The organism is Candidatus Zixiibacteriota bacterium (genome assembly GCA_040752815.1).
Lineage (GTDB): Bacteria > Zixibacteria > MSB-5A5 > GN15 > FEB-12 > JAGGTI01.
This window is the reverse complement of sequence record JBFMGC010000001.1, coordinates 109,796-136,534: the sequence shown is the minus strand read 5'-3', so window position 1 is coordinate 136,534 and position 26,739 is coordinate 109,796. Positions and strand designations below refer to the sequence as shown.

Below are 26,739 nucleotides of genomic sequence, written 5' to 3'. Positions count from 1 at the left end.
CTAAACCTCAGCCACCTGACGTCCGGCCACGCCCGCAGGCTGCGCCGCTGACGGCGCCCCTGCTTGCCGGAAAGCCGCCAGGAGAGTCTGGACGTTCTTTCTCAGATCGAACTTATCGAGCACCTTCCTGCGGCCGTTGGCGCCGTACTTCTTCCGCAACTCGTCTGACTGAAGCAGCCGGGTGAGTTCGGTGGCCAGCGCCTGCGGATTGTCCGGCTCCACGAGCGAACCATCAATGCCGGAATCTATGATCTCCGGAATGCCCGATATGCTTGTAGAGATGCACGGCAGCTCGCAGGCCAGCGCTTCGAGCAGAACGGTGGGGAGGGCGTCCTGGTTGTTGTCTTCGGTGACCCGACACGGCAGGCAGAATATCGCGCTTCGGTTCATCAGCACGCGGACTTCCTCGAGGTTTCTTGAGCCGACAAGCTCGACTTCCGCTTCGAATCCGAGAGAACGGGTCAGTTCGATCAGACTCGCTTCCTCGGGACCGGTTCCTGCGATGACACAGCGGAACGGGACAGCCGCGTTTCTCATTAGATCGCATGCCATTATGAGTGTGTCGATGCCTTTTTTGGGGACGAGCCGCCCAACTGTGAGGATCAGGTTCTTCTCGCGGCTGATTGACGTGTCTGGTCGGAAGTACTCGAGGTTGATGCCGTTGTGGATCACGCGAAGGCGAACGTCGTTGGGATTGGCTGTTTGGCCAAGCAAGTACGTGCGGTTGAACTCGGTGACGGTCACGACCGGCGTTGCCGTGACCAGTTTTTGGCTTAGCTGGTGCTCGTCGGCAGTGTAGACAAAAATGTCTTTGGCATGAGCGGTAAAACTGTACGGGATACTGGAGATGCGGTGAGCATAGTAGGCAATCGTGCTGGGCAGACTGGCGAAATGGGCGTGGAAATGGTTCAGATTCAACTTCCTCGCCTGTGATGCCACCCAGGCGGCTTGCCATACCTGATCCGCGCGGTTGGCGTCGCCCGACTGAATCGCCTCGTCCATCAGAAGCCACAGGCTATCGCGCATTTGGGAGAGAGTCGGCCACTCCTCGCTGATCCACTTGGTCCATTTCTTTGGGTCAAGGTCTTCGAGGTACAGAACGCGCGCCTGAAGCGATGTCAACTGCGGGTGGAACCGCCCTTCGTTCGGTTTCTTCAGCGAAAAGATCGTTACTTCGACGCCGAGCCGTTCGAGTTCGAGGATCTCGTTAAGAATAAACGTTTCGGACAGCCGGGGAAACATCTTGATGACGTAACCGATCCGAAATGGTTGCCTGTCGTTGTTCACAGCGGTCTTCCTTCCTGGGACTGCGCAACGAGGATTCCTTCACACACTGACGCCACCCCGGCGGCGCCGTCAAGCAGGTGCGATTGCTTGCTCCGCAGCGAGGCCATCGCCTGTTTCGAGTCCATCAGCAGGCTGCGGATTTCCCGGTAGAGGCGATCGAAGGTCAGTTCCTCCGGAGGTATCATGGTCACCCAGCCCTGCCGGGCCATGCAGGCAGCTCTGAGGAGTTGCTCATGGCGATACATGGTGCGCGGTATAATGAGCGCCCGTCGAGCATGACAGAGTATCTGCGTGACCGTGTTATAGCCGCCGGTGGAGACCACCAGGTCGCTCTTCCGAAAATACGGGCTGGTTGACTTTACGAACGACCGTACCGTTACGCCCACCCGCCGCCCGCGGCGCTGCAGTTGCCGGAACTCGTCCTCGGCGACAAAGGGCCCGGTGATAATGCTCGATTCAAAGTCGATTTCGCTTCGGTACTTCTCCACCATCGACAGGTAGTTGCCAATGATGAGATCCACCGCGCCGTCGCCGCCGCCTATCGTCACGACCACCCGTTTTGTCGGGCGTGTGGTTTCATTTGTCGCACTGGCGCGAATGCCGTTGCGGTGGACATCCGTAACATAGTTGCAGTAAGTTGTCTTGTTGACCAGATCGGGCGAAAAGTCGTACTCGGCGGCGAGATCGAAGACCTCGCGTGGTCCGTAGACGAGAATCCGGTCGTACACGGTCCGCATCAGCTCGTAAATGCCTTCGTCGTGCCAGAGCTTTCGGACGGTTTCGGGATCGTCGACAATGTCGCGAAGGCCGAGGATTTTGGTGCAGGGTCGGCCACTGGCGCGAAGCCAATGCAGCGCCGGGAGCATTTCGCCTCTCATACCTGCCGGTGAGTGATCGACCAGCAGAATGTGCGGGGCGAAATTCTGCACGGCCTGCGTCAGGAGATTGGCGCGCAACTCCAGAATGAGCTGATAGGGAATGCCCATGCTGCGGGCTTCGTATTTTTCCGGTCCCACTTTGCGCACCGCCGGCAGCTTGAGATAATCGACACCGGGCGGCAGGGTGAAACGATGTACCACCGGAGAGCCGGTGACCAGCAAAATCGAAAGTCGGGGGAGACGGGCGACCAGCCTCTCGGCTATTTTCAAGCAGCGCTGAAGATGCCCGAGGCCGAACGTGTCGTGGGAGTAGATTAGCATGCGACGCCCGTCACCGTCAAATCTCACCGGATGCGTCGCGGGCTCGCCTACGTTTACACTCGTTGCTGACGGTACCTCAGAGGACGTCATAATTATGATTGCCCCATGCCCACGTATTGGAAGCCGTAGCGGTGAGCAGTTTCCGGAGCGATGATATTGCGGGCGTCGACGATATTTCGCTGTGCCATGGTATCCGCCAGGCGGCCCAGGTCCAGCGACTGGAATTCGGCCCATTCCGTGATAATCAACAGACAGTCCGCGCCTGCGGCAGCGGCATAGGCGGACTCAGCCAGTTCAATGTCCGGAATCCAATTGGTCGCTTCGATATGCGCCTCAGGATCGTACGCGCACACCGTCGCGCCCCGGGCGAGCAGTTCGCGCACGATCGGCAATGCGGCTGAATCCCTCATGTCAGAGGTGTTGGCTTTGAAAGCCAGCCCCAACACCGCGACTCGGCGTCCGGCCAGGTCGCCAGTCAGAGAGATAACCTTAGTCACTACGGCCGCAAACTGCTTCTGATTCGCAGTGAGTACGGCCTCGGCGATGGCCAAAGACGCACCCTGGCTTCGAGCGAATCCGGTGAACTCCTGGAGATCTTTGCGGAAACAGGAGCCGCCCCAGCCGGGGCCCGGCTCGAGAAATTCAGAACCGATGCGGCTGTCCTGGCCCATCGCGCGAGCCACTTCGAGCACGTTTATCCCAGCCCGATCGCAAATAAGCGCCATTTCATTTATAAAGCCGATCTTGGTCGCCAAAAACGCATTCGAGGCATACTTGATCAGTTCGGCCGTTTCGTTGTTGGCCGTGATGATGTTTACGGTACGCATCATGCCGAGTCGGTAGATGTCACTGACCACCCTGATCGCCTCCTGTGACCTCGACCCGATGACAATTCTCTGTGGGTTGAAAAAATCCCAGACCGCGCTGCCCTCACGCAGAAACTCCGGGTTGTTCACGACCGAAATTGCGCCGTCTGCGCCGTACCGCTCGTTGAGCTGGGCCTGAAGGCGGCTGCCGGTTCCGACCGGCACCGTGCTCTTGATTACGACCACCTGGCCGGGACGAACCGAAGCGGCGAGACCCCTGGCTACTTCGTCAATCGCAGACAACTCCGCCCGACCTGATGGATCGGACGGCGTGCCGACCGCGATGAAGATCGCCTGGGTATCATTGACTCCCTCGGCCAGGTCGCCGAGAAAACTGAGACGGCCGGTCTGCAGGTGCGTTCGAATGAGGCCGTCAAGATCGCGCTCATAAAACGGCACCCGGCCTTGCTGGAGCATCGCTAGGTACTCTGGGTTTCGCTCGACACATACCACATTATGCCCGAACTGTGCGAACCCGGCTGCGGCAACCAGGCCGACAAAGCCACCGCCGATCACACATATATTGGTTCCGACCAGCCCGGTACGTTTCGCCAGCGGGTCGGCCGAGGTGATAGCAGCGGACCCCTGCCCGCCGTGGCTGTTTGCAGCTGCGCGATTGGTGAAGTGATCGTCGTTTCTCATGTCGTGCACCCGAATGGTTAGGTTCGCCGGTTTATCATGGACTGCTTTAGTACACGACGCCACAGCAAACTGTGGGCCAAAGTCCCGGACGCTCTCGCAACATTCTGTCTTACACGGAATTAGATCGACCGAGCGACATAGCTCCTCCACCTGTTCCGACCAGCTATTTGGTTGAAATCAACCAGTTGGTTTATTTGAACCAGTTGGATTGGGCGGGTCTAGTCAAGTCCGTGCTTCTTCAGTCGGTAACGTAGAGCTTCCCGGCCCAAGTTTAACCTGCGGGCCGCTTCACTGACATTCCCCTGGCTGGCGTCGAGCACCTTCTGGATGACCGCTTTTTCGATCTTATCCAGGTCCACCTGATCGCCCAAGGCCTCGATTTTTACCTCGTTGTCGTCGCTGATGTTCAGCGCCGGGTGGGTACCTGCTTTTAGCCCAAGCGCATCGGCGGTCACGACCTTGCGATCATCCAGAAACGTCACGCGCTCCATAAGCTGAGACAGTTCCCGTACGTTCCCCGGCCAGTGATGCTCAACCAGCGCCTGCTGGGCGTCCTCGGATAGGATCTTGGCCCGACTGTACTTCCGCCCAAATTTGGCCAGGAAATGCTGCGCCAGCGGGATAATGTCGTCCTTTCGGTTCCGTAACGGTGGAATCTGAATCCCGATCGAGTTCAGCCGGTGGAAGAGATCTTCGCGAAAGTTGGCGGCGTCTCTCAGGTTGCGGTTAGATGCCGAGATGATGCGGACGTTTGACTCGATATCCCTCAGGCCGCCGATCCGCCGGAAGCTCTTTTGATCGATTACATGAAGCAGCTTGACCTGGGCCTCAATAGGCAAATCGCCGATTTCATTGAGGAATATCGTTCCCCCGGCGGCGGCGTCGAAAAGTCCCCGCTTGGAGCGATCCGCGCCGGTGAACGCTCCCTTTTCGTAACCGAACAGCTCTGCTTCCTCCAATCCTCGAGGTAGGGTCGTGCAGTTAACTTCGATCAGCGGCATAGCGGCCAGTTCGCCCTTGAAATGAATGGTGCGCGCGAGCATGTCCTTGCCCACACCGGTTTCGCCGGTGATCAACACGGGCGGATGTTCGCCGGCGGTGGGCAGGTGAGCCGATGACAGCCGACTGAGCACGTCGCGCACCGGCCGCATTGCCTCCGAACGGGCGACCAGTTGATCCTCGCCGACCATGTCGGCCATCGTGTCATGATAGTACGAGACGGTCTGGCGGAGGCGGGCATCAGTGGCGGCGCGCTCTACGGCAAGTAAAACTTCCTCGGTGTCGAGCGGTTTCCGCAGAAAATCGGACGCTCCCGACCGAAGCGCCTCCACTGCCGCCGCCATGGTGCCATAGGCAGTGGCGATGATCACTGCGATGTTGGCATCGAACTCCTTGATTTTACGGAGCGCCTCAAGTCCGGACATGCCGGGCAGCTGGATATCCAGGAGGACCAGATCGGTCGGCATTTTGGCCAGCAGCGCCAGACCCTCCTCGGCGGTAGGGGCGACTGCGCAGTCATGCCCCTGTTGGATCAGCGCGCGGGCCAGCGACTTGGCCAACAGGACCTCGTCTTCCACTATCAGTATCTGTGCCATCGTATCTCTCCGATGTGTAAGCCCGGCGGCATTATGATACAGGCGGCGTCGGTTTCTGGGACTCCGGCAGTTCAATCAGCACCGTCGTGCCTTTTTCCGGCTCACTCTGTATTGTCAGCAGGCCCCGATGGAGCTCCACAAACTTCTTGGCCTGGGCCAGCCCAAGGCCGGTGCCGCCCTTCTTATCTGTGACAAACGCGCGGAACAGCTTCGGCATGACCTCGGGCGACACCCCGCGGCCGTCGTCGGCAATCGTAACGGTCAGCATCCGATCGTTGACTGCCCCTCTCTTGACACCGGTGATGACCCTTATCGTCCGGCTCTCGGCCTCTATAGCATTCGATATTACCACGCTGAGCGCCTGCTGTATCAGGGCGGAATCAACGCGAATCCTCGGAAGGTCGTTTCCAAACTCACGCACGAGACCGACACCATCGCCTGCCGCCCGTGTTTCCGCGATATGCAGGACTTCATCGACCAACTGGTTTATATCGACATCATCCTGGCGCAACTGGGTCGGCGCGGCGAGATTCATCAGCCCCTTCACCCAGGCGTCCATGCGGTCCACTGTGGCCACGATATCCTTGAGCGATTCCGCAGTCTCGTGATCCCTGTCTTCCACCGCGCGAAGCGTGACCTGCGCCGCCGCCCTGATCGCCGCCAGGGGGTTCTTGATATTGTGCGCGGTGTAGGCGATAATCTCGCCGTGCGCGGCGAACCGTTCTTTGGCGAGCAGTTGGCGTTCAAGCGCTTTGAGTGACGACGCCATCTTATCGATCGCAGTCGCCAGCGTACCCCACTCGTCGGCAGCCTCGATACCGACCCGGTCGTCGAAATCCCCCTGACTGATACGTTCAGTTACCTGTGTGATTCTGCTCATCGGACGCACCAGCCACCGGTTGCTCAGGATTACCAGAACGAGCAACTGCGAGAGAGCGATAACTACGGCTATTCCTGCCGTGAGCACCGCCGATTGGCCCGCGCGTGAGGCATCGGCCAGTCGGTCGTCCATCACGTGATGATAATACTGGTTAAGTATGGCTACGTCGTCGGTGACCTCATCGGCGATTTCCCGCAGTCGGGTGCGGGCCCCGACCGGGTCGAATCGGGAGCCGGGACCAGTGCTGGCCGTCAGTATCTGAGCCAGCACCCAGCGCAGCTCGGTCTGGGTTTCATCGAGACTCTCGACATGGTCGGCCTCGATATCGGAGGTGACCCCGGCCAGCAGCTTGTCCAGCGCGGCCTTAATCTGGACCTGCAGTTGCTGGAAGTCCTCGACTGTACCTCCGGCGTTGCTCAAGTAGTCAAGACCCTTGGTCACCTGGCGGAACATCATGACCCGCAGCGCCTCGGCCTGCATGCTCTGCTGTCGGCTGTGGGCCAATTTTCCCGCTGCGTCCTGCCAGTTGATCATGGCCAATGTAGTGGCCACCGCCGCGGCTACTACGGTTGCGGCCATCACGGAATAAGAAAGAATAAGCTTGGCGCGTACAGTCATGTTCGGGGACTATTGTACGTTAATGGCACCCGCACGGAAAACAATTTGTCCTTGCCCGTTTCACCGCGATCAGGTCGCTAATTCAACTCCCGGCCTCGTGCAACTGCCTAAACCAGGTGCAGGTCTTCTTCAGTCCCGACTCTAACGGGGTCAGCTTCTCGATGCCCAGTACGCGTCGCGCCTTTCGCGTGTCCGCGCACGTGCGGGGGTCGTCCCCCGGCTTGGCGGGCGCGAACTGCGGGGGGATATCGATTCTGAGGGACTTGCTAATCAGAGCGAGAAGCTGCAATACGGTAGTCTGTCTGCCCGAGCCGAAATTGATGACCTCACCATTGATTCCGTTCTTTCTGCCCGCGACCCACAGCGCTTTCACCACGTCGCCTACAAAGATGAAGTCCCTGGTTTGTTTGCCGGTGCCGTAGATGACCGGCGCTTCGCCTCTCAACAATCGCGTGGAAAACGCCGGGATGACATTGGCATACTGTGACCGCGGATTCTGGCGCGGCCCGTAAACACTGAACAACCGAAGGGCCACGGTTTCGAGTCCGTAAAGTCGCCTATAGAGGTTGCAAAGCTGCTCGCCTATCAGCTTGCTCGTGGCATAGGGAGAGCTGCCTTCGAGCGGCAAAGTTTCGCGGAACGGCACGGGAGCATCGGCGCCGTAGACAGACGCTGACGAGATAAACACGACTCGCTTGATGCCGCTGCGCCGGGCCGCCTCGAGCACGTTACTCGTGCCAATCAGATTCACCTGGAATGTCTCGGTAGGGTTATCTACAGAAAGTGGCACCGATGAGATCGCGGCCAGGTGGTAAATGAGGTTCGTCCCGGTGGCCGCCTGTGAGAGCGCCTGCAGGTTCAGGATGTCTTCGCGGATTACTTTGACTTTCGAAAGAGAGGAACTAAGATTCTCCTCGCGGCCGGTGGAGAAGTTGTCGAACACGGTGACTTCGTGCCCTTTTCCGACGAGTGCGTCGACAAGATGACTGCCAATAAACCCGGCCCCGCCCGTCACTAACACGCGACTCATATGCCACCTTTCTGCCGACCGCATGCTCGTCGGCGTTGCGTTTATTGACTCTCAAATCCTGATAAAGACAGAATCATGTCGCTTAAGTGTGCACTGTGCGACGAGTGCCTATTAATGTATCGGCTGCCTGCGGATGATAAAAGCGGCCGGCAGGCTCCGTCGATTTTAGCAATAATAGCATATTTCACAGAAAGTTCCCTAGTTTGTCTTTTCTTGCCGGCATGGTGCACGCATGTGCTAGTGCCCCAACAACTGATAGTCCGTGCGCGGCCCCGCCGCCGGCGGGTCCTCGTCTGCCCGTTTCTGTGCGCGGCAGAGCCTGCCCCGGACTGAATCCGGGGTCCTCGTCTGTCCGTATATCGTGGAAGGATCAGCAAGGGGCAGACCGGGAGGTCTGCCGCCCTCGCTTGTCGGGAAGTCTGCCGCCCACGATCTGGTGCACGCTCATAAACTAGCACCGAATTGGAGACACCGGAATCGGTGAGCCCTCTAAAAAGGGCTTTTTGGCTGTAGCGCGAGGGAGTGGTAATTAGTTTATTCTGGGCGTACGACATTTGTAGACCGGCGCCGGATTCGAGGGGTCCGCCGTCAGCGAGTTTTTGTAAACACTTTGGCGCGACTCTCCGTCTAAAGTTAAATCTCGGCACGGTTTCACGTTTACTTAGCATTTCTACGTTTCGGCCGCCAAGCGGCACTCAAAAGAGGACATATATGAAGACAAGCCGACGGGCATCGTTTACACTGGCATCTAGTCTGGGCATTGTACTTATCGCACTAGTCTATGCGGCAAGCTTCAACCGGACGACCCCGCATTCAACTTCCGGGCCACTCACGCCACCTTCGAAAGACAAATGGGGCAAGATTGGCGCTCTTCCGAATGAGTGGTTTTACATACAGCGAGCCTACCCGTCTAAGTTGGTCGATCCGGTTCGGCGGCTTCAAGCTGCGGACAAGTACCGCGAAATGAGAGCCAAGGCCCGGGCGGAAAGCGCCCTCAGCGGCGAGGCCGCTCTCAACTGGCAGTTGGCCGGGCCGACCAATGTCCCGGGGCGCATCACCGATCTGGCGGTCGACCCAACCGATTCGGCCACGATTTACGCCGCCAGCGCCGGAGCCGGCATTTTCAAGACAGCAGATCGCGGCCTGACCTGGAGAGCGGTATTCGATGAGGTGGGGACTTACTCCATGGGGGCCGTGGCGGTCGACCCGAACAACCCCAATGTCGTCTATGCCGGTACAGGGGAGATCAACGGCCGTGTTCAGACCTATGACGGGACCGGACTGTACAAGAGCACCGACGGGGGCGAGACGTGGACGTTCTCGGGGTTGCCGCTCAGTTTCGGGATCGGGCGCATCCTGGTAGATCCGAATAACTCGAACATAGTTTACGCCGCTGTAATGGGGCGGCTCTGGGAGCCTAATCCGGAGCGAGGTTTATATCGCTCTACCGATGGCGGCGCCAACTGGGAATCAGTTCTCTACATCTCGGAGTTTACCGGCTGTGCTGAAGTCATCATTCACCCATCGACAGGTACGCTGTTCGCGGCCATGTGGGAGAGACACTGGTCGCTGGAGAGCACGTACACGGTGTCGGAGGTGATGGTCGGCTCGACTAGCGGACTGTACCGTTCGACCGACGGGGGCGACACCTGGCAGCTGATGTCTGATACTGACCTGCCCACCGGTCCGACAGTCGGGCGGATAGGATTGACGCTGGATCCGCAGTCCACTCGCGTATACGCCTTTTACTGGACATACCCGCCCGAAGGTACGGATGTTTATCGCAGCGATGACCTCGGTGATTCGTGGACGCGCCTCGGCGCGGGGGTGGCCGATGCTGCGGTCACGTATCGCGGTTACTACTTTGCCATGATAAAAGTCGCACCGGGAGTTCCTGACCGGTTGTATCTGGGGGGCGTGGATATTTACCGTTCCGACGACGGAGGATTCAATTGGCAGCAGATCGGCGACTGGACCGAGCCTTACATTTACGCCGATCAGCACGCCATGTATATCCATCCCGGGTCGCCCAACTTTGTCTTGGTCGGAAACGACGGCGGCGTGTACTTGAGCACAACAGGCGGCTTATACGACAACTGGCAAGGCCTAACCAACTTCCCGAACACCCAGTTTTATACGGTGGCAATCGATCCCCACAATCCGGCAAGGCTATACGGTGGCACCCAGGACCGTGGCACACTTCGTACTCCTGACGGGACGCTGGCGTTCTGGCAGCACGTTCTCGGCGGCGACGGTTTCTACTGTTTAGTGGATCATACCAACCCCAACATCGCCTATGCCGAATGGCAATGGGGGAATATCACTAAATCAACCAATGGCGGCGCCAGTTTCGCCAATGCCGGCGCCGGAATCAACCGCGGCGATCGGTTTAACTGGAACACCCCTTTCGCCATGGACCCGAACAACGCCGGCGTGCTTTACCTCGGCTCCCACCGGATTTATCGAACGACCAACGCCGCGTCCAACTGGACAGCGATTAGCGGCGATCTCACCGACGGCGACTTTGCTCCGGGAAGTAATGTCATATCGACTATCGGGCTGACCGCAGCCGACAGCGATGTCATCTATGTCGGTACCGGTGACGCCAACGTGTGGGTCACGCTTAACGGCGGCACAAGCTGGCTCAACCGTTCCGCCGGTCTTCCCGATCGCTGGATAACCCGTGTCACTCCCGATCCCACTGATGCATCCGTGGCGTATGTAACTCTGTCGGGTTACCAGCTCGCCGAGTGGGTTGCCCATATCTACCGCACTGACGATTATGGAATGACGTGGACGCCGATCGCCGGCAATCTCCCCGACGCTCCGATCAACGACGTCATAGTCGACCCGGCGAACTCGTCGACGCTGTATATCGCCACCGACTTCGGAGTGTTCTACACCGAAGACCTGGGAGTCTCATGGGCGCCGCTCGGTGACGGTATGCCGATGCAGCCGGTCCTGGACCTGGATTTCAATCAGCCGACCCGCCAGATCGCCGCGGCCACCCACGGACGGTCTATGTACCGTCTGTATCTTGATTGCAGCGGCGGCGCGGATTCCGATGGCGACGGCCTTGCCGATGGCTGCGACAACTGTCCCGACCTGGCCAACCTCGACCAGTCCGATCTTGACTATGACAAAGTAGGGGACCTGTGCGATCCATGCGTGTTCGACGCGCAAAACGATATTGACGATGATGGCCTATGCGCACAGGAAGATAACTGCCCGGAGTCAGCCAACTCGAATCAGGCAGACGCCGACCAGGATGGGATCGGCGATGCCTGCGACACCTGTACCGATACTGACGGTGATGAGTGGGGCGACCCGGGTTTTGCGGCCAACCTCTGCCCGGTGGACAATTGTCCTGATCTGTTTAACCCGTTTGGGCAGGAAGCCGACGCAGACGGCGACGGCGTCGGTGATGATTGTGATTTGTGTCCCGGCTACGACGATCACATTGACTCGAATGGTAATGGTGTCCCGGACGGATGCGAAGGGTGCTGCGTCGCTCGAGTCGGTGATGCCAACGGCAGCGGTGATGACGAGCCGACTATCGGCGACGTGACCACCATGATCGATGCGCTGTTTATCGGCGGTGATTTCGGTGTCATACCCTGCCTAGCTGAGGCCGATATCAACCAGTCCGGCGGCGCTGAGCCTCAGGCCGAGGATATTTCGATTGGCGACATCACTATGCTGATCGATTATTTGTTCATTTCCGGATCGTCCGTAGGCCTGCCGGACTGTCTATAGGGCCGGACATCTCGTTGTTGGTCAAATGGTTGCAGGTGTGAATTGCCGTACGACGATCGAGGCCGTACGGCGCAAAAGTAAGCAAGTGCCGCCACCGGACGTTTGCGGGATCGAACGGAGTCAATCTGGCTTTCAGTCGGACACCAAATACCCCCTTGACAAAAATGGAAATCCAGGTATATTCGATCTGAAATGATTACCCCGGCTTTCATATCGGCCCTCTTTATCTCAGTCAGCTTTACTGTCTACTTTTGGTGGTACCGTCGCCTCTGCGATAGTGGGCCTGTGCCGGTGTAACCGCTTCAGGATAACGAAAAATCAAGCCCGCTATCGCAGAGATGGCGGGCTTCTTGTTTTTGGAGAGTCCTTTGAATATCTTCGACGTCCTCGCCGATCAACCCCCAAAAGCCAGGTACCCTCTCGACCTGGAAGAACTCGACCTCCCGGGCGATCTGGAAACGCCGGTGTCGGCTTTCATGAAACTGCAATCGGTGGGCGCGCGGTTCCTCCTGGAATCGGCGGAGGACGCGAAGTCGGCCGGACGTTACACTTTTATTGGCATTGATCCGCTGCTTCGAATCGAAATTCGCGATCAGGATACGTTAGTCAGTTCCGCCAGCGGGAGTGCTGTCGTTCCCCATTCGGCCGTGGGCGCCCCGTTCGACGGCCTGAAACTAATCCTGGATAGATTCGAGACCTCGTCGCGTTTAGAGATGCCCTTGCTGGGGGGAATAGTTGGATTTACGTCATACGATATCGTCAAGTTTTTCGAGCCCAAACTTCAGGGCCTGCTTTCCCGTTCGGACTGGCCTCTCGGGTTGTTCTATTTTGTCGATAAGCTGCTCGTTTTCGATCACTACATGAGGCGCATGAAACTGGTGCGGCTGCGTCATAGGGGAGGGACGCTCCACTCCGGCAAGGAGCCGGTTTCACTGGAGCAGGTAAGATCGACACTGGCCGGTGAGCGAGTGCCGAATCATCGCGAACCGGCTGTCGCCAACGGCGACTATCGTTCCAATTTCAGCCCGGCCGACTTCGAGGCGATGGTGCTCAAGGTCAAGGAGCACATCGTCAAGGGTGACATCTTCCAGGCGGTGGTCTCGCAGTGTGAGCGGCGCCAGTCCGCTGTCGATTGCTTCCAGGTCTATCGTGCGCTTCGTATGCTCAATCCGTCGCCTTACATGTACTATCTCGATTTCGATGACATCGAGCTGGTCGGTTCTTCACCCGAGGCGCTGGTGAAGCTTCGCGATGGCCTCGCGACTGCCCGCCCGATCGCCGGAACTCGCCGGCGCGGCAGAACGCCCGATGATGATCACCGGCTGGCCGAGGAGTTGTTGCACAATGAGAAGGAGCGGGCCGAGCACGTGATGCTGATCGATCTCGCCCGCAACGATCTCGGAAGAGTGTGCAAATTCGGTACGGTGAGCGTGCCGTCCAGATTGCAGTTGGAGATGTACTCGCATGTCATGCACCTCACCTCTACCGTGACCGGTAAACTGCGTTCCGATTGTGACCACTTTGATCTCTTCCGGGCCACATTCCCCGCCGGAACTGTCTCAGGAGCTCCCAAGCTGCGGGCGATGGAGATAATTGCCGAGCAGGAGCGTTCTGCCCGCGGGCCGTATGCCGGGTCGGTCGGGTATTTCTCGCTTTCCGGCGATTTCGACATGTGCATCACGATACGCACGATCATTCGGCGCAACGGCGAGCTTCTGCTGCAAGGGGGCGCAGGTATCGTGGCCGATTCTATCCCTGCCCAGGAGCATCTGGAAACCCGGAACAAAATAGCGGTTCTTAAGCGGGCTATTGCTGACGCCGAGGAGGGGCGGTTATGATTCTGTTCATAGATAACTATGATTCGTTCATCTATAATATCGTTCAGTACTTCGGTGAACGGGACAGTGATGTCCGGGTTTTCAGACCGCACGAGATTGCGCTCGGCGATGTGATCGAGATGCGTCCCGAGAAGATCGTCCTGTCGCCGGGGCCGGGACATCCCCGCGATGCTCAGCTTTGCTTGGAAATCATCGAATCTCTTCAGGCCGAAATCCCAATCCTCGGCGTCTGCCTGGGGCACCAGTGTATCGCTCAGGCCTACGGCGCCGAGGTAAGGGGGGCGGAACGGCTCGTTCACGGCAAGACGTCGGAGATCTACCATCGCGGCAAAGGCATACTGGCCGGCCTGCCGAATCCGTTTCGGGCGACACGCTACCATTCGCTTATCGTCAGCGAAGAAACCCTGCCGGCGCAGTTGCATGCTGTCGCCTACACCGCAGATGGCGAGGTGATGGGTTTGATGCACGATTCGTTCCCGTTGTTCGGAGTGCAGTTTCATCCGGAGTCGATACTAACCGACTGCGGCAAACAGATCATCAGTAACTTTCTGGATTGGCCGTCATGATCAAAGAGACGCTGACCAAACTGGCAGCAGGAGAAGGGCTTGCCTTCGAGGAGACCGAAGCGTTTATCGACGCGATCGCCGGGGGCGAGATCACCGATGCACAGATCGCTGCTTTCCTGACCGGGCTTCGTATCAAGGGCGAGCGCCCGGACGAGCTGGCCGGATGCGTGAGTTCGCTGCGCAGGCATGCGGTCGGTGTCCCGCATCATCAGACCACGGTATTCGATTGCTGCGGCACGGGCGGCGACGGCTCCAATACATTCAATGTCTCGACCGCGGCTGCGTTTGTGGTGGCCTCGTGCGGCGTGCCGACCGCCAAGCATGGCAACCGGGCCGTCAGTTCCAGTTGCGGATCGGCGGACATTCTGGAAGAGGCGGGCGCGAAGATCGACGTCACGCCGGAGCATTCCGCACACTTGCTGGACGAGATAGGCTTTTGCTTCCTGTTCGCGCCGCTCTACCATCCCGCCACGGCGCGGGTGGCGAAAGTGCGGCGCGAACTTGGTTTTCGCACGGTCTTCAATCTTATCGGTCCGCTTCTGAATCCGGCCCGCGCCACACACCAGATAATTGGGACATCGAATCACCGGAATGCCACCCTGATGGCATCAGTCGCCGGGCATTTCACGCACCAGAGAGTTGTCAGTTTTCACAACGAATCCGGTGTAGACGAGCTGCTGCCGGGCGACACGAATGTGCTGTATCGCTGGTCCAACGGCCACGTTCGAACCGAATCACTCTCACTGCCGGAGCTTCTGAACAACGGTTTCGCGCTTGAATCCGTTCGCGGCGGTGACCGCAGCGTCAACCTGACGATGTTGCTGGAAGTCCTACGCGGTACGGAATCGGAACGAACCAAAGTGACCGCTCTTAATGCCGGTGTAGGGCTTTTGTGCGCAGATAAGGTCACAAATGTCGAGGATGGGTATAAAACGGCGATGAACGCGTTGAGATCGGGAGCAGCACTAAGACTCTTTGAGCAATATGTGACGCAATCGCGGGAGATCTCCTGATGCTGTCGACTATCGCTGAAAGCGTGAGATCACAACTAAGTCTGAGATCGTACGAAGGGTGGGAGCGAGAAATCGAAGCATTGCTAAAGCTGCGGGCAGGGGGTATCGGCTTTCGCAAGGCGCTCAAGCGCGGCCGGGAGAATTTCATACTGGAGATAAAGAGAACTTCGCCCAGCAACCACGGCGTCGTTCATTCGGTGGACGTACACGCCACGGCCGCGTGTTTCCAACGGTGCGGCGCCGCTGCTGTCAGCGTGCTTACCGAGGGGCAGTATTTCGGCGGTAGTCTCGCCGATCTTGCCACGGCCCGCGAGTCGGTCACGCTGCCGCTGCTGCGCAAGGACTTCATTGTCGACAAGCTGCAGATAGCCGAGGCTAAAGCGTACGGCGCAGATGCCGTTCTCCTCATAACCGCTATTCTGTCGGACCATGAGTTAAGGACTTTCATCGAGTTCGCTGCGTCAATACAAATCGACGCTCTCGTGGAAGTGCATTCGGAGGCGGAGCTGGCCCGCGCAGTCGACGCCGGCGCGGGTATTATCGGCGTAAATAGTCGCGATCTTCATACTATGAAGGTCGACTTATCGTCCGCCGCGCAGCTTTTGCGGCAAGTGCCGGATCACTGCGTGCGAATCGCCGAGAGCGGCCTGAAGTTGCGCTCTGATATCGTGATGATGCGCGATGCCGGTGCGGATGCTTTCCTGGTTGGATCGTCGGTGATGCACGCAGACAATATGACTGAGAAGATCGCGGAGTTGATGGGCGTATGACCAAAGTGAAGATTTGCGGTATTACGAGAGTCAGCGACGCGATCGCCGCGGTCGATGCCGGCGCTGATTTCATCGGCCTGGTCCTGTCGTCGTCGCCCCGGCGAGTGGATATCACTCAAGTAGAGCCCATCGTGAATGCCGTGAGAGAAAAAGCACACGTTGTGGGTGTGTTTGCTTCTGAAATCGACCTGATTGGGTACGATCGCACGAGTGCCATAGCGCTTGATTATTACCAAGTGTATTTCGAATACCAGGATTTGGTAGTGAGAAAGCCGAGGCGCGCCTGGATCAGGTCGTTTTGGGCCCATGAACAGACCGATATTGGCGCCTTGGCGAACGGTGATCTCCTATTATGTGACTTCAAACACGAGGCAAAGCGCGATTCTTACCACGTACCCGGCGGATGTGCCGCGTTTTTGCGAGAGCGCACCCTTATCGCTGGGAAACTCACAGTTGATAACGTCGCCGCTGTGGTGCGGGCGCTGCGCCCCTTCGGTGTCGATGTCGCCCGGGGAACTGAGTTGTCACCCGGCGTGAAAGATGTAAAAAAGATCGAGCAATTCATTGCGAGGGCCCAGAATGCCTGAGGCAAAACGGCGAGGATACTACGGCGAATTCGGAGGCCGCTTTGTACCGGAGACTCTGGTGGCGGCACTCGACGAATTGGAATCGTGTTTCCTGCGGGTGCGCGGTGACGTCGCCTTCCGCCGCGAACTGGCGAAGCTGCTCCGGGATTTTGGCGGGCGACCCACGCCGTTGTATTTGGCCGAGAATCTGACTCGGCGGTGGAAAGGTGCGAGGATCTACCTCAAGCGCGAGGACCTAAACCACACGGGTGCGCACAAGATCAACAACACGATCGGCCAGGTACTTCTGGCCAGGCGTTTGGGCAAGACCCGAATTGTAGCTGAGACCGGGGCAGGCCAGCACGGTACCGCCACCGCTGCGGTGTGTGCAATGATGGGGCTACGCTGCGTCGTTTACATGGGCAGCCACGACATTCACAGACAGCAGCCCAATGTGCTGCGCATGCGGTATCTCGGCGCCGAGGTGCGTGAGGTAAATGCGGGTCTCGCCACTCTCAAAGAGGCCACCTCGGAGGCAATTCGTGACTGGGTAACCAACGTGGCGACCACTCACTACATCATCGGCTCAACTGTTGGCCCGCACCCGTACCCGGCGATCGTGCGTGAGTTTCAATCCGTCATAGGCCGGGAAACGCGGAGCCAAATCCGGCGTGTCGCTCGTCGGCTGCCGGACTACGTGATCGCGTGTATCGGCGGCGGTTCCAACGCGCTGGGAATCTTCTCGTCGTTTCTGGGCGACCAGACTGTCAAGCTGATTGGTGTGGAATCTGCCGGTAAGGGACTCCGCCCCGGACAACACGCCGCCGCGCTTGCCAAAGGCACGCCGGGCATTCTCCACGGGACGCGCAGCTACGTGCTTCAGGACAGTGACGGGCAAATATCTTTGACGACCACTATCAGCGCCGGTCTTGATTATCCCGGAGTGGGGCCTCAGCACGCCCATTTCAAAAAGACGGGCAGAGTCGCTTACCGCACGGTTCCGGACCGCGACGCAGTGGCTGCGTTCCACGAACTGTGTGCGAATGAGGGCATCATCCCGGCGCTCGAATCGAGTTTCGCTTTGGCGTACGCTCGAAGACTGGCGCGAAGAACAAAACCAAAGCAGATCATAGTCGTCAACCTGTCCGGACGGGGCGACAAGGACATGCAGAGCGTGTTGGAATATGAACGGCAGACTCGATGACACCTTCGCGCGCCTTCGGCAGCAAAGGCGCAAGGCCCTGATTCCGTTTCTTACTGCGGAGTACCCGGACCCCGAGCGCTTCAAGCCTGCCGTGGATGCGACCTGCAGTTCCGGCGCCGACATCCTCGAAATCGGTTTTCCCCATTCTGATCCGCTGGCCGATGGCCCGGTGATACAGAGGTCATCTCACCGAGCGATAGTCAACGGCTTTACGGTGTCACGCGGTTTTGCCGCTATAAGATCGATAGCTGCAGCCCATTCTCTACCTATTGTAGTCATGTGCTACAGCAATCTGATATTCAGGGCCGGGCTATCGCGGTTTCTTGGCGAGTGCCGTGATTCCGGGGTGAGCGGGCTGATCGTGCCGGATATGATACTGGAGGAGAGCGATAAGCTGCGCTCAACCTGCGCTCGCCGCGATGTGGCGTACATCGGTTTGGTCACACCTACGACTCCCAAAGATCGCGCTGCTTCGATAGCGGAGTTCGGTTCGGGGTTTCTCTACCTCGTAAGTGTCACGGGCACGACCGGCACGCGTACGAGGCTCGACCCAAAGCTAAGACAGAGCGCAACCAGAATAAAGAAACAGACCGCGCTGCCGGTCTGCATAGGGTTCGGCATATCCACACCGGACATGGCCGCCGAGGCGGCACGGTACGCAGACGGCGTCATCATCGGCAGCAAGATCATAGAGCTGATAGATTCGGACAATGGAGACGGTCACTTTCGGAACCTCAGAGGTTTTATGGCGGAAGTGGCCGGGCGATTAGGAGGTAATCCATGATGCGAGGTGTACGCGGGGCAACCTGCGCCAGGGCCAATTCGCGCGAAGCGGTCTTCGAGGCAACCAGAGATCTTTTGGCCCGCCTGATTGCGGCCAACAGGATCGAAGCAGAACACATTGCATCGGTCTTCATAACGGCGACTCCCGACCTGAATGCCGATTACCCCGCCTATGTCGCGCGCGAAATGGGTCTCTCCCGCGTGCCTTTATTGTGCGCTACTGAAATTGACGTCCCCGGCGCAATGAAGCGGGTTATCCGCATCCTGATACACTGTGAAACTGAGATGAAACAAGACGAGGTCCGCCATCTCTACCTGCGTGAGACCGCTCGGCTCAGGCCTGACCTGGCTGGAGGAGAAGAATGATGATAGTCGTGCTCAAGAAGGGTTCGTCGGTCAAAGACATGGCCGGCGTGATCAAACATATCGAGGGCCTGGGCCTCAAGCCCCACATCTCCGAGGGCGACGAGAAGACAATTATCGGCGCGATCGGCGACGAGCGCACCATAGACCCGGAGAAGCTGCTCGGGCTGGAGGGAGTAGAGGCGGTCATTCCGATACTCAAACCGTACAAACTCGCCTCCAAGGAGTTTAAGCCGCAGTCGACGGTAATCAATTTCAACGGGACTAAGATCGGCAACGGCGAGGTGGTTGTAATGGCGGGGCCGTGTGCTGTCGAGAGCTATGATCAGGTGCTGGAGACCGCCGTCAGGGCCAAGCAGGCGGGCGCCAAAGTGCTTCGCGGGGGCGCTTTCAAACCGCGCACTTCACCGTACGCCTTTCAGGGCCTTGGGCGGGAGGGGCTGGAGATACTGGCGCGTGTGCGTGAGCAGGTAGGTCTGCCGATTGTGTCAGAGTGCCTGTCACAGGACGACGTGGCGTTGGTGTCCGAATATGTCGATATCATTCAGATCGGCGCCCGGAACATGCAGAATTTCTCCATGCTGGAGAAAGTGGGCAAGCAGTCGCGACCGGTGCTGCTCAAGCGCGGCATGATGTCGACAATCGAGGAGCTGCTTATGTCTGCTGAATATATCCTCGCCAACGGCAACTACAACGTCATCCTCTGCGAGCGCGGTATTCGCACGTTCGAGAAGCTGACCCGCAACACGTGTGACATCGCCGCGGTTCCCCTGCTCAAATCGCTGACCCACCTTCCGGTCATTGTCGACCCGTCGCACGCCACCGGTGACCGCAAGCTGATCGCCCCGGTCTCGCTGGCCGCGGTGGCCGCCGGAGCCGACGGCCTCATTATCGAGATTCATCCAAGCCCGGAAACCGCCCTGTGCGACGGCCACCAGTCGCTGTACCTCGACCAATTCGACGCCTTGATGGATCAGGTGCGGACGATCGGTCGGGCAATCGGCAAGGCGGTGTGATGGCGCTCGGCGATCTCAGGCTGGGGATCCTTGGTCTGGGGCAGATCGGTGGATCGATAGCCTCATGCTTGAGTTCCGGGGGCGCGTGCGGCAACATCGTAGGATTTGATCCGCGGACAGAATTGACGGCTGCAGCGCTGGAGAGGCGCGCGGTGAACGGCGTTGCCTCGTCCGAAGCTGAATTAATTGCTCTGAGCGATATCGTAGTAATCGCCGTGCCGGTTGTGGCTATCATGGCTATCCTGCAGAGACACCACGACGCGCTAAGGCCAAAAGTAGCTGTGACTGACACCGGTTCGGTCAAGCAGGACATAACGCAAATAGCCGAGAGCCTGGATTTGTGCGATTTCGTTGGCGGACACCCGCTCGCCGGAACGGAAAAGCGCGGTGTCGATTCGTGGAACGGGACGCTTTTCAAGGATGCGAACTACTTTCTTACACCAGGTGAGTCCGCCGACAGTCAAGCCTACGCCGTCGTAAACGAACTTACAGCGGCACTGGGAGCGAGGGCAATTAGAGTGAGCGCGCCATGGCATGATCAGGTAATCGCGGTGACCAGCAGCCTGCCGCATCTTCTCGCCTACTCGCTTTCTCACGTCTTCCAGCAACTACCCTCCATTGAAACTGACAAAAACGAACTTCGCTCGTCCAGTTATGATGGGGCTACCCGCGTTGCCGAGTCGGACCCCGAAATGGTATTCCAAATACTCTGGCAGAATCGGCGTTACCTGCGGCCGGCGCTCTCGGCCCTTATGGAGCAACTGGCGGCGTCCGGCGAAGCGCTGGACTCGGCAGATGAGGGGCGTCTGCGTAGATTCATCGGCAGGATTTGATTGTAGCTGCCGCGCTACATCGATTCCCCTGCGCCGTCACGCCCGCAACGATTCCACGATGCGCAGCCGTGATGCCCGCACGGCGGGCAGAAAGCCGCCGAGCAGACCCATGACGAGCGAAAATATCAGGGCCTGGATCAGGATCGATGATGACAAGCGGAAATTGAAGGCGAGTTCTGAAAACGTATCCCAGTTGGTAGTCGAAATCTGCAGGAAGTTCAGGAAATAAGCGGCCGCTACACCCACCAATCCACCGGTGAGTGATATAATCAACGCTTCGAACAAGAATACGGTCAGCACACTGAAGCGGCTGAATCCGAGCGCACGGAGGGTACCGATCTCCTTGGTGCGATTGGCGACCGCGGCGTACATCGTTATCATCGCACCCACAATCGCCCCGAGGCTGAATATGAAGCTGATCACCGTGCCGGCAACGTTGATGAAAGTGCTGATCGTGCGGGACTGGGAAGCGTAGTAGTCCTTCTCGCGCTTAACGTCCAGGGGCAGCCGCGGATCATTCTCGATCCTGGCCTTGAACGAATCGAACTGGCTTGTATCGGCCAAACGCAGCGTCAGCGAGGAATAGACAGGACGGCGAAATGCGTCGGAGGCCTGTATGATGTCGCACCAGATTTCCGATTCGTAGCCGGTGCCGCCGGCATCGAAGAGCCCCACTACCGTCCAATCGCGAGCGCCGAATCGCACCTTCTCGCCGATTCCGCAGCCCTGATAACGCTCCGACGCCGATCTGCCGGCAATGATCTCGGAGCCGGGGTCTTGCCACATCCGTCCCTCGATCAGTTTCACGTTGGGGCGCAGCGCCATGGACATATCATTCACCCCGCGCACAACGATGTTTGCCTCATCGCCGGTGGCCCGTTTGGGCAAACTTATCAGAACGTACACTTCGTTGGCCAGATAGGGATTGCCGTTCTCGTCGCGTGACATTTCCGGCGCGCTCTTTACGACCTGTGCCTGGTCAAAGTTGATGATGGATTGCACCTCGGTTTGCGACGCCCTGCGGATGACCGTCACGTTGGCCGGATGCCCGGTTGCAACCAGCGTCTCATGCAGGCCGTTTGACAGCATGAGCGAGCCGGCGAAGACAAATACCACGAGGCTGATGCCGAGGATGGTCAGCGTGGAAGTTATCTTCCGCTTCGCGATATTTCTTATGGCATAACTCGGAGGGATCATTGTCTTTCCTGTGTGACTACTCAATCCACCACACGCAGGCCGTCGACGATATTCACTCGCAGGGCGCGAGTAACCGGGAATATCGAGGCGGCAATGCCGATTACAAGCGCTGCCAGCACGGAGCCGAGATAGGTCGGCAGAGTAACCGCGAAGCCGGGGAAGAACTGGCTAAGGGCGATGCCGGCGCCGGTACCCACCAGATATAGCAGCACTGAACCAACCAAACCGCCCATCAGGGCTATGACAATCGACTCACCCAGGATAAGGCCGGTCAAATGGTAGCCACGGAACCCGAGCGTACGCATGAAGGCGTTTTCCGAAACCCGCTCGCGGGCGGTCATGGCCATCGTGTTGGCCAGCACGAGGAAGATCACGCCAATTATCAGGTAGGAGACAATCCGCAGCCCGATGATAATCGCCTCGCTCATCTGGATAAACGTCATGGCGAATTCTTTTTCCGTTTCAGTCTTGGTTTCGGCCCAGGAATTGTCATAGCGGGAATCGACCCTGGCGCCGATTTCGGCGGAGCGCGAGGGATCATCGATCCTGAGAATGTACCAGCCTATCTGGCCCGCTCGGCCAGGTGTCTCCTGCCTCATGCGCTCGTCGAGGTAGGTAAAGTGGAATATGAAAGCGGTCTCGTCGATATCAGGATTCTCACCATAGTAAACACCCCTGATTACAAACTGCCAGTCGCCGGGGTATATGGTTCCGATCAGGGATATGGGATCGCCGACCTTCCAGCCGAAACGATCTACCAGGCTCTGCCCGACAATCACGCCGCGGCGATCCTGCAGGAATTCCTGCATCTGGTCGGGCGGCACGACATATTCCGGGTACACGCGGAAGAACGACTCCGGCTCAACCGCGAACTGAGGGAAGAAGTTCTTCGGATCGACATAGATGCCGCCGAACCAGGTACCGTAGGTGATGTCCTTCACGCCGGGCACCTGTAAAATCTGCTCACGATAGGCGATAGGGAGAGTGAAGATAATCGAAACTGCGTGACGAGTGACCAATCGATCCGGAGCGGCGGCCCGGGCTCCGGCGTACCAGGCGTCGATAAACGTCCGTATCAGCCCGAACGCCATCACTGCCAGGGCGAGACCAAGCACGGTCAACACAGACCGGAGCTTGTGGCGTCCGGCATTTTTCCAGATCAGCTTGAGAACTTTCATTACTGAAGTTCCCCTTTGTCGAGATGCCGGATCACGGTGGCTTTTTCGGCGGCTCGCTGATCGTGAGTGACCATCACAATGGTCTTGCCGAACTCCTTGTTCAGGCGCGTGACCAGGGTCAAGATTTCTTCCGCCGAGGTTTTATCCAGATCACCGGTCGGCTCATCGGCCAGAAGCAGGGTGGGGTCCGAGACGATCGCCCGCGCAATCGCCACCCGCTGCTCCTGACCGCCCGAGAGCTGGCGGGGATAATGTTTCATTCTGTCGGATAGGCCGACAATCGATAGCGCCGTTTCCACATGTTCGCGCCGTGCTTTGCGCGAGAGACTGGTCAACAAGAGCGGAAGCTCCACATTTTCGAACGCCGTCAGGACGGGCAGCAGGTTGTAGAACTGAAAGATGAACCCGATATGGCGCGCTCGCCATTTGGCCAGAGCGCCCTCACTGAGGCGAGTGACATCCTCGCCCGCGACCGCGAGACTGCCGGCGGTCGGCTTGTCTATACCCGCGATCAGGTTGAGCAGGGTGGTTTTCCCCGACCCCGATGGCCCCATGAGGGTAACAAACTGCCCCTGCGGGATATCCAGGTTGATGTTGTGCAGAACCGGTATTTCAAGAGACCCACGGTAATACGACTTGAAAAGGCCCTGAATTTGGACAATAGGTGCGCTCATCGGTTCAATCCCAATTAGAGTTGCGGAACTTCTTCTATTTTGTCCCCATCCTTGAGTCCACCCGGGGGCGATAGGATCACTCGGTCTCCCGCAGAGAGGCCGCTGATAATCTCCCGCACATTACCGAGCTGCCGCCCGACAACAACGATCGCCTTTCGCGCGTACCCCTCCTGGGCACGAAACACGACTGCCTGTCCATCGCGCTGGGTTACTGCGTCGCTGCTTGCCACCAGTGCCGAAGTCGGCGGGGCCTCCGAGGAGTCACTTTTGACCAGCAGAAAATTGACCCTGGCCGACATTTCCGGCAGCACCCGGCTGTCGATTTTGTCAAACGACACTTTGGTCAGCACCGTGGCCCGGGTGCGATCGGCCGTGGGAATGATCTTCTTGACCCGGCCCTCGTACCTGACCTGCGGGTAGGCGTCAAGAACGATCTCGCACGGCTGTCCTACAATCACTTTCTGGATGTTCGACTCGGAGACATCAGCTTCCACCTCCAGCGAGGTCATGTCGGCCATGGTTACTACCGCCCCGCGCGACGATACCCCGGCGGCCAGCGGCGCCACCATCTCGCCGATATCCGCCTGCTTGGTAAGGATCGTACCCTTGAAGGGCGCGCGAATGATGCTGTTTTCATACGCGACTTCGGCCGCCCGCAAATTGGCCTTCATGGCGTCGACACCCGCCATCGCTTTGTGATATCCGGCCACCGCGTTTTCGAGCAGCTCATCCGAGGTTAACCCTTTGGCGCGAAGGTCACGCTGGCGATTGTAGTTGAGCTCGGCGGTGATGGAATCCGCCTGCGCCTGCTTCAGATTGGCGCGAGCCAGGTCGACCGCTGCAACCAAATCCTGATTGTCAAGCTCGGCCAGCACCTGACCGGACAAGACCGAATCACCCTCTTCAACATATATACGTTTGAGGAGTCCGGTGGCTTTGGCCGATACATCGGCTTTTACCTGCGCTACCACGTAGCCCGTGGCGACCAGCTCCACGGCGGCATCGGAGCCTGACAGAAATCTCACGACATCGGTTTTTACTTTTAGGGCAGGAGTGACTTCCTTGATCGCGATCCGATAGCCCAGATAGACAACTATCGGCAACAGGATCCAGAGCAGGTGCAGCCACCGTTTCCACCGTCCGGGAGGGCCGGATTGTCGGTTGCGATCTATCTTTAGAGCCGAAAGGTCACTGCTGCCGGCATTGAGTTGGTTCATTCACTAGCCCAGAGTACATCGATCATGATTATCTAATCCGCAAGTATACGCAGATACGGCTCAGAGGTGACATGTTTTTTTGTGGGCGATAAGGCGAGGGCCGCTCGTTCGGAACTACTTCAAAAACGCTGAAAACAGCTGCGTCAGTTCTTGCCCCCATTCGATCCAACTACGCGTGATCGAGTGGACTGAAGACCTGATGTAACATGCCGATGCGCTCCATCTTACACGGTCGCCAGATGATGGCTGGCATCACCGCGCAAGAGGCCGATCACAGTCTTCAGTCCGGTCTTGAGACTGTCGACAGAGGGCGGAACCACAAGGGACAACCGGACCGCACCGGTGGGCGACTTGCGATCCACCGCGAATGCCTCCGCCGGGGTCACCAGCACGCCGCGCACCTGGGCCTCCATCGCCAGTTTCAAACCGCTCCAGCCCTCGGGAAGCTCCAGCCAGACGTGGTAGCTGTTGGGATGTCCCCGGTGGTTGAATCCGGTGAGCATGGCCGCGGCCAATTCCTGTCGGGCGGCGGTTTCGGCGCGGCGCTCTGAAATGACCTGGTCGATTGTCCCATTCTCAAGCCAGTTGGTAAACAGTTCTGCCATCAGCGGCGGTGCGCCGAGGCAGGAGGCATTCAAGCTGTCAATTACACGCTGGTGGGCTTTCGACGGCGCTCGCACGAAGCCGACTCGCAGGCCGGCCGCCAGCGCTTTCGACGCCGATATCACCAGAAACGTTTGTTCCGGCAGCGCATCGGCCAGAGTGGACGGTGGGTCGACTAGCAGCGGACGGTTGATTTCATCCTCCACGACTATAAGCCCGTGGCGAGCCGCCACCGCGGCAATCTCGACCCGTCGTGCCTGCGGATATACGATGTTGGTCGGGTTGTTGAGCGACGGATTGCAATAGAGCAGTCTGACCGTCCGCTGGCGGCAGACCGTATCGAGCGCATCGGGCAGAATTCCCTGATCATCGTTGGGCACCGCCACCATCTGGAGATCGAGTTGTTCGGCCAGAGCCCTCACACCGGGGTACGTGTACCGCTCGGAGACAATTATGTCGCCCGGCCGGGTTTCCGCGGAGAATATCACCGCCAGTGCATGCTGGGCGCCGGTGGTCAGGAACACTGATTCAGGAGTCGCCTCAATTCCTATGCGGTTGAGCCAGGCGGCTCCGGCCTGGCGGTGCCGCATCAGGCCGGCCGCGGGAGGATAGTGCAGCAACTCGGCCACTCGCGGACCTCGCGCGATCATTTTCAGAGCGGAGCTAAGGTCAGGATCAAGGGCGTACGACGGATGATTCTTGCTCAGGTCGATACCGTGCGGCGACGCGCTCGAAATGGCAGTCAGCACCGCCCGGCTGCTCATCGGCGGCCCGACAAACGTTCCGCGACGCCCCTCGCTTCGTATCAGGCCCCGCCTTTCGGCCTCAGCATAGGCGCGGGTGACGGTCCCGAGGGCTACCCCGAGCCGGTCGGCGAGCTCCCTCTGGGTGGGGAGCCTCACACCAAGCTTGAGATTGCCCCTATCGACATCCTCGGCTATCGCTTTAGCGATCGACAGGTACAGAAGTTCGTCGTGAGACGCAAGCGCAGGTGCCCAGTTTGTATTCATGACAATTTATCCGTTATAGGCCATATTGTTACGTA

At 58.5% G+C, this 26,739-nt stretch carries 22 protein-coding genes; 11 read left to right on the top strand and 11 right to left on the bottom strand.

The genetic code is table 11. From position 1 onward, the window contains the following. The 6 genes from AB1772_00565 to AB1772_00540 form a co-directional block, all read right to left on the bottom strand. Positions 1-1,287 (bottom strand): glycosyltransferase family 4 protein, encoded by a 1,287-nt coding sequence (locus tag AB1772_00565; GenBank protein MEW5794826.1) that lies wholly within the window; start codon positions 1,285-1,287, stop codon positions 1-3. After that, the gene (locus AB1772_00560; GenBank protein ID MEW5794825.1) at positions 1,284-2,486 is read right to left on the bottom strand and encodes a glycosyltransferase; all 1,203 of its coding nucleotides are present in this window, start codon (positions 2,484-2,486) and stop codon (positions 1,284-1,286) included. The genes AB1772_00565 and AB1772_00560 overlap by 4 nt, the downstream gene beginning before the upstream one ends. Before the next feature lie 92 nt (positions 2,487-2,578). Further along, on the bottom strand, positions 2,579-3,994 hold the full coding sequence (locus AB1772_00555) for a UDP-glucose/GDP-mannose dehydrogenase family protein (GenBank protein ID MEW5794824.1): 1,416 nt from the start codon (positions 3,992-3,994) through the stop codon (positions 2,579-2,581). A gap of 218 nt (positions 3,995-4,212) precedes the next feature. Next, positions 4,213-5,589: a sigma-54 dependent transcriptional regulator gene (locus tag AB1772_00550; protein MEW5794823.1), complete on the bottom strand. Its 1,377-nt coding sequence runs from the start codon at positions 5,587-5,589 to the stop codon at positions 4,213-4,215. Positions 5,590-5,620: 31 nt separating this feature from the next. Next, the gene (locus tag AB1772_00545) at positions 5,621-7,087 is read right to left on the bottom strand and encodes an ATP-binding protein (protein MEW5794822.1); all 1,467 of its coding nucleotides are present in this window, start codon (positions 7,085-7,087) and stop codon (positions 5,621-5,623) included. An 82-nt stretch (positions 7,088-7,169) separates the two neighbouring features. Then, a complete protein-coding gene (locus AB1772_00540) occupies positions 7,170-8,117 on the bottom strand; it encodes an NAD-dependent epimerase/dehydratase family protein (protein ID MEW5794821.1) in 948 nt (315 codons plus the stop codon). Positions 8,118-8,828: 711 nt separating this feature from the next. Here AB1772_00540 and AB1772_00535 point away from each other — a divergent pair. The 11 genes from AB1772_00535 to AB1772_00485 all read left to right on the top strand — a co-directional run bounded on the left by AB1772_00535 (position 8,829) and on the right by AB1772_00485 (position 20,825). Continuing rightward, positions 8,829-11,873 carry a thrombospondin type 3 repeat-containing protein gene (locus AB1772_00535; GenBank protein ID MEW5794820.1) on the top strand — a complete coding sequence of 1,015 codons (3,045 nt, stop codon included), beginning with the start codon at positions 8,829-8,831 and terminating at the stop codon, positions 11,871-11,873. Between the two features lie 368 nt (positions 11,874-12,241). Beyond that, complete coding sequence (locus AB1772_00530) at positions 12,242-13,711, top strand: anthranilate synthase component I family protein (protein MEW5794819.1); 1,470 nt, start codon at positions 12,242-12,244, stop codon at positions 13,709-13,711. Beyond that, positions 13,708-14,277: an aminodeoxychorismate/anthranilate synthase component II gene (locus AB1772_00525; GenBank protein ID MEW5794818.1), complete on the top strand. Its 570-nt coding sequence runs from the start codon at positions 13,708-13,710 to the stop codon at positions 14,275-14,277. Before AB1772_00530 ends, AB1772_00525 begins: the two co-directional genes overlap by 4 nt. Continuing rightward, positions 14,274-15,290 carry an anthranilate phosphoribosyltransferase gene (trpD, locus tag AB1772_00520; protein ID MEW5794817.1) on the top strand — a complete coding sequence of 339 codons (1,017 nt, stop codon included), beginning with the start codon at positions 14,274-14,276 and terminating at the stop codon, positions 15,288-15,290. Before AB1772_00525 ends, trpD begins: the two co-directional genes overlap by 4 nt. Further along, the gene (locus AB1772_00515; protein MEW5794816.1) at positions 15,290-16,060 is read left to right on the top strand and encodes an indole-3-glycerol phosphate synthase TrpC; all 771 of its coding nucleotides are present in this window, start codon (positions 15,290-15,292) and stop codon (positions 16,058-16,060) included. The genes trpD and AB1772_00515 overlap by 1 nt, the downstream gene beginning before the upstream one ends. Beyond that, positions 16,057-16,647, top strand: a complete 591-nt coding sequence (locus AB1772_00510) for a hypothetical protein (protein ID MEW5794815.1) — start codon at positions 16,057-16,059, stop codon at positions 16,645-16,647. Before AB1772_00515 ends, AB1772_00510 begins: the two co-directional genes overlap by 4 nt. Then, positions 16,640-17,830, top strand: a complete 1,191-nt coding sequence (trpB, locus tag AB1772_00505) for a tryptophan synthase subunit beta (protein ID MEW5794814.1) — start codon at positions 16,640-16,642, stop codon at positions 17,828-17,830. Before AB1772_00510 ends, trpB begins: the two co-directional genes overlap by 8 nt. Continuing rightward, a complete protein-coding gene (gene trpA / locus AB1772_00500) occupies positions 17,811-18,614 on the top strand; it encodes a tryptophan synthase subunit alpha (protein ID MEW5794813.1) in 804 nt (267 codons plus the stop codon). Before trpB ends, trpA begins: the two co-directional genes overlap by 20 nt. Further along, positions 18,611-18,979, top strand: coding sequence for a chorismate mutase (gene aroH / locus AB1772_00495; protein MEW5794812.1), 369 nt, complete (start codon positions 18,611-18,613; stop codon positions 18,977-18,979). Before trpA ends, aroH begins: the two co-directional genes overlap by 4 nt. Further along, positions 18,976-19,992 carry a 3-deoxy-7-phosphoheptulonate synthase gene (aroF, locus tag AB1772_00490; protein ID MEW5794811.1) on the top strand — a complete coding sequence of 339 codons (1,017 nt, stop codon included), beginning with the start codon at positions 18,976-18,978 and terminating at the stop codon, positions 19,990-19,992. The genes aroH and aroF overlap by 4 nt, the downstream gene beginning before the upstream one ends. Further along, positions 19,992-20,825 (top strand): prephenate dehydrogenase, encoded by an 834-nt coding sequence (locus AB1772_00485; protein MEW5794810.1) that lies wholly within the window; start codon positions 19,992-19,994, stop codon positions 20,823-20,825. Before aroF ends, AB1772_00485 begins: the two co-directional genes overlap by 1 nt. A 36-nt stretch (positions 20,826-20,861) precedes the next feature. On the opposite strand, the gene AB1772_00480 is transcribed toward AB1772_00485, so the two are convergent. From AB1772_00480 to AB1772_00460, 5 genes are all read right to left on the bottom strand, one after another. Then, positions 20,862-22,022 (bottom strand): FtsX-like permease family protein, encoded by a 1,161-nt coding sequence (locus tag AB1772_00480; protein ID MEW5794809.1) that lies wholly within the window; start codon positions 22,020-22,022, stop codon positions 20,862-20,864. A gap of 20 nt (positions 22,023-22,042) precedes the next feature. Next, on the bottom strand, positions 22,043-23,200 hold the full coding sequence (locus AB1772_00475) for an FtsX-like permease family protein (GenBank protein MEW5794808.1): 1,158 nt from the start codon (positions 23,198-23,200) through the stop codon (positions 22,043-22,045). Further along, positions 23,200-23,874 carry an ABC transporter ATP-binding protein gene (locus AB1772_00470; GenBank protein MEW5794807.1) on the bottom strand — a complete coding sequence of 225 codons (675 nt, stop codon included), beginning with the start codon at positions 23,872-23,874 and terminating at the stop codon, positions 23,200-23,202. The genes AB1772_00475 and AB1772_00470 overlap by 1 nt, the downstream gene beginning before the upstream one ends. Before the next feature lie 14 nt (positions 23,875-23,888). Next, positions 23,889-25,091, bottom strand: coding sequence for an efflux RND transporter periplasmic adaptor subunit (locus AB1772_00465; protein ID MEW5794806.1), 1,203 nt, complete (start codon positions 25,089-25,091; stop codon positions 23,889-23,891). 224 nt (positions 25,092-25,315) lie between these two features. After that, on the bottom strand, positions 25,316-26,704 hold the full coding sequence (locus AB1772_00460) for a PLP-dependent aminotransferase family protein (GenBank protein MEW5794805.1): 1,389 nt from the start codon (positions 26,702-26,704) through the stop codon (positions 25,316-25,318). Positions 26,705-26,739: the final 35 nt, after the last annotated feature.

What these genes read in the sequence shown, in the direction of transcription:
- AB1772_00560 (MEW5794825.1), bottom strand. Translation starts at nt 2,486, where the DNA reads ATGCTAATCTACTCCCACGACACGTTCGGCCTCGGGCATCTTCAGCGC.
- AB1772_00555 (MEW5794824.1), bottom strand. Translation starts at nt 3,994, where the DNA reads ATGAGAAACGACGATCACTTCACCAATCGCGCAGCTGCAAACAGCCAC.
- AB1772_00550 (MEW5794823.1), bottom strand. Translation starts at nt 5,589, where the DNA reads ATGGCACAGATACTGATAGTGGAAGACGAGGTCCTGTTGGCCAAGTCG.
- AB1772_00545 (MEW5794822.1), bottom strand. Translation starts at nt 7,087, where the DNA reads ATGACTGTACGCGCCAAGCTTATTCTTTCTTATTCCGTGATGGCCGCA.
- AB1772_00540 (MEW5794821.1), bottom strand. Translation starts at nt 8,117, where the DNA reads ATGAGTCGCGTGTTAGTGACGGGCGGGGCCGGGTTTATTGGCAGTCAT.
- AB1772_00535 (MEW5794820.1), top strand. Translation starts at nt 8,829, where the DNA reads ATGAAGACAAGCCGACGGGCATCGTTTACACTGGCATCTAGTCTGGGC.
- AB1772_00525 (MEW5794818.1), top strand. Translation starts at nt 13,708, where the DNA reads ATGATTCTGTTCATAGATAACTATGATTCGTTCATCTATAATATCGTT.
- trpD (MEW5794817.1), top strand. Translation starts at nt 14,274, where the DNA reads ATGATCAAAGAGACGCTGACCAAACTGGCAGCAGGAGAAGGGCTTGCC.
- AB1772_00515 (MEW5794816.1), top strand. Translation starts at nt 15,290, where the DNA reads ATGCTGTCGACTATCGCTGAAAGCGTGAGATCACAACTAAGTCTGAGA.
- AB1772_00510 (MEW5794815.1), top strand. Translation starts at nt 16,057, where the DNA reads ATGACCAAAGTGAAGATTTGCGGTATTACGAGAGTCAGCGACGCGATC.
- trpB (MEW5794814.1), top strand. Translation starts at nt 16,640, where the DNA reads ATGCCTGAGGCAAAACGGCGAGGATACTACGGCGAATTCGGAGGCCGC.
- trpA (MEW5794813.1), top strand. Translation starts at nt 17,811, where the DNA reads ATGAACGGCAGACTCGATGACACCTTCGCGCGCCTTCGGCAGCAAAGG.
- aroH (MEW5794812.1), top strand. Translation starts at nt 18,611, where the DNA reads ATGATGCGAGGTGTACGCGGGGCAACCTGCGCCAGGGCCAATTCGCGC.
- aroF (MEW5794811.1), top strand. Translation starts at nt 18,976, where the DNA reads ATGATGATAGTCGTGCTCAAGAAGGGTTCGTCGGTCAAAGACATGGCC.
- AB1772_00485 (MEW5794810.1), top strand. Translation starts at nt 19,992, where the DNA reads ATGGCGCTCGGCGATCTCAGGCTGGGGATCCTTGGTCTGGGGCAGATC.
- AB1772_00480 (MEW5794809.1), bottom strand. Translation starts at nt 22,022, where the DNA reads ATGATCCCTCCGAGTTATGCCATAAGAAATATCGCGAAGCGGAAGATA.
- AB1772_00475 (MEW5794808.1), bottom strand. Translation starts at nt 23,200, where the DNA reads ATGAAAGTTCTCAAGCTGATCTGGAAAAATGCCGGACGCCACAAGCTC.
- AB1772_00470 (MEW5794807.1), bottom strand. Translation starts at nt 23,874, where the DNA reads ATGAGCGCACCTATTGTCCAAATTCAGGGCCTTTTCAAGTCGTATTAC.
- AB1772_00465 (MEW5794806.1), bottom strand. Translation starts at nt 25,091, where the DNA reads ATGAACCAACTCAATGCCGGCAGCAGTGACCTTTCGGCTCTAAAGATA.
- AB1772_00460 (MEW5794805.1), bottom strand. Translation starts at nt 26,704, where the DNA reads ATGAATACAAACTGGGCACCTGCGCTTGCGTCTCACGACGAACTTCTG.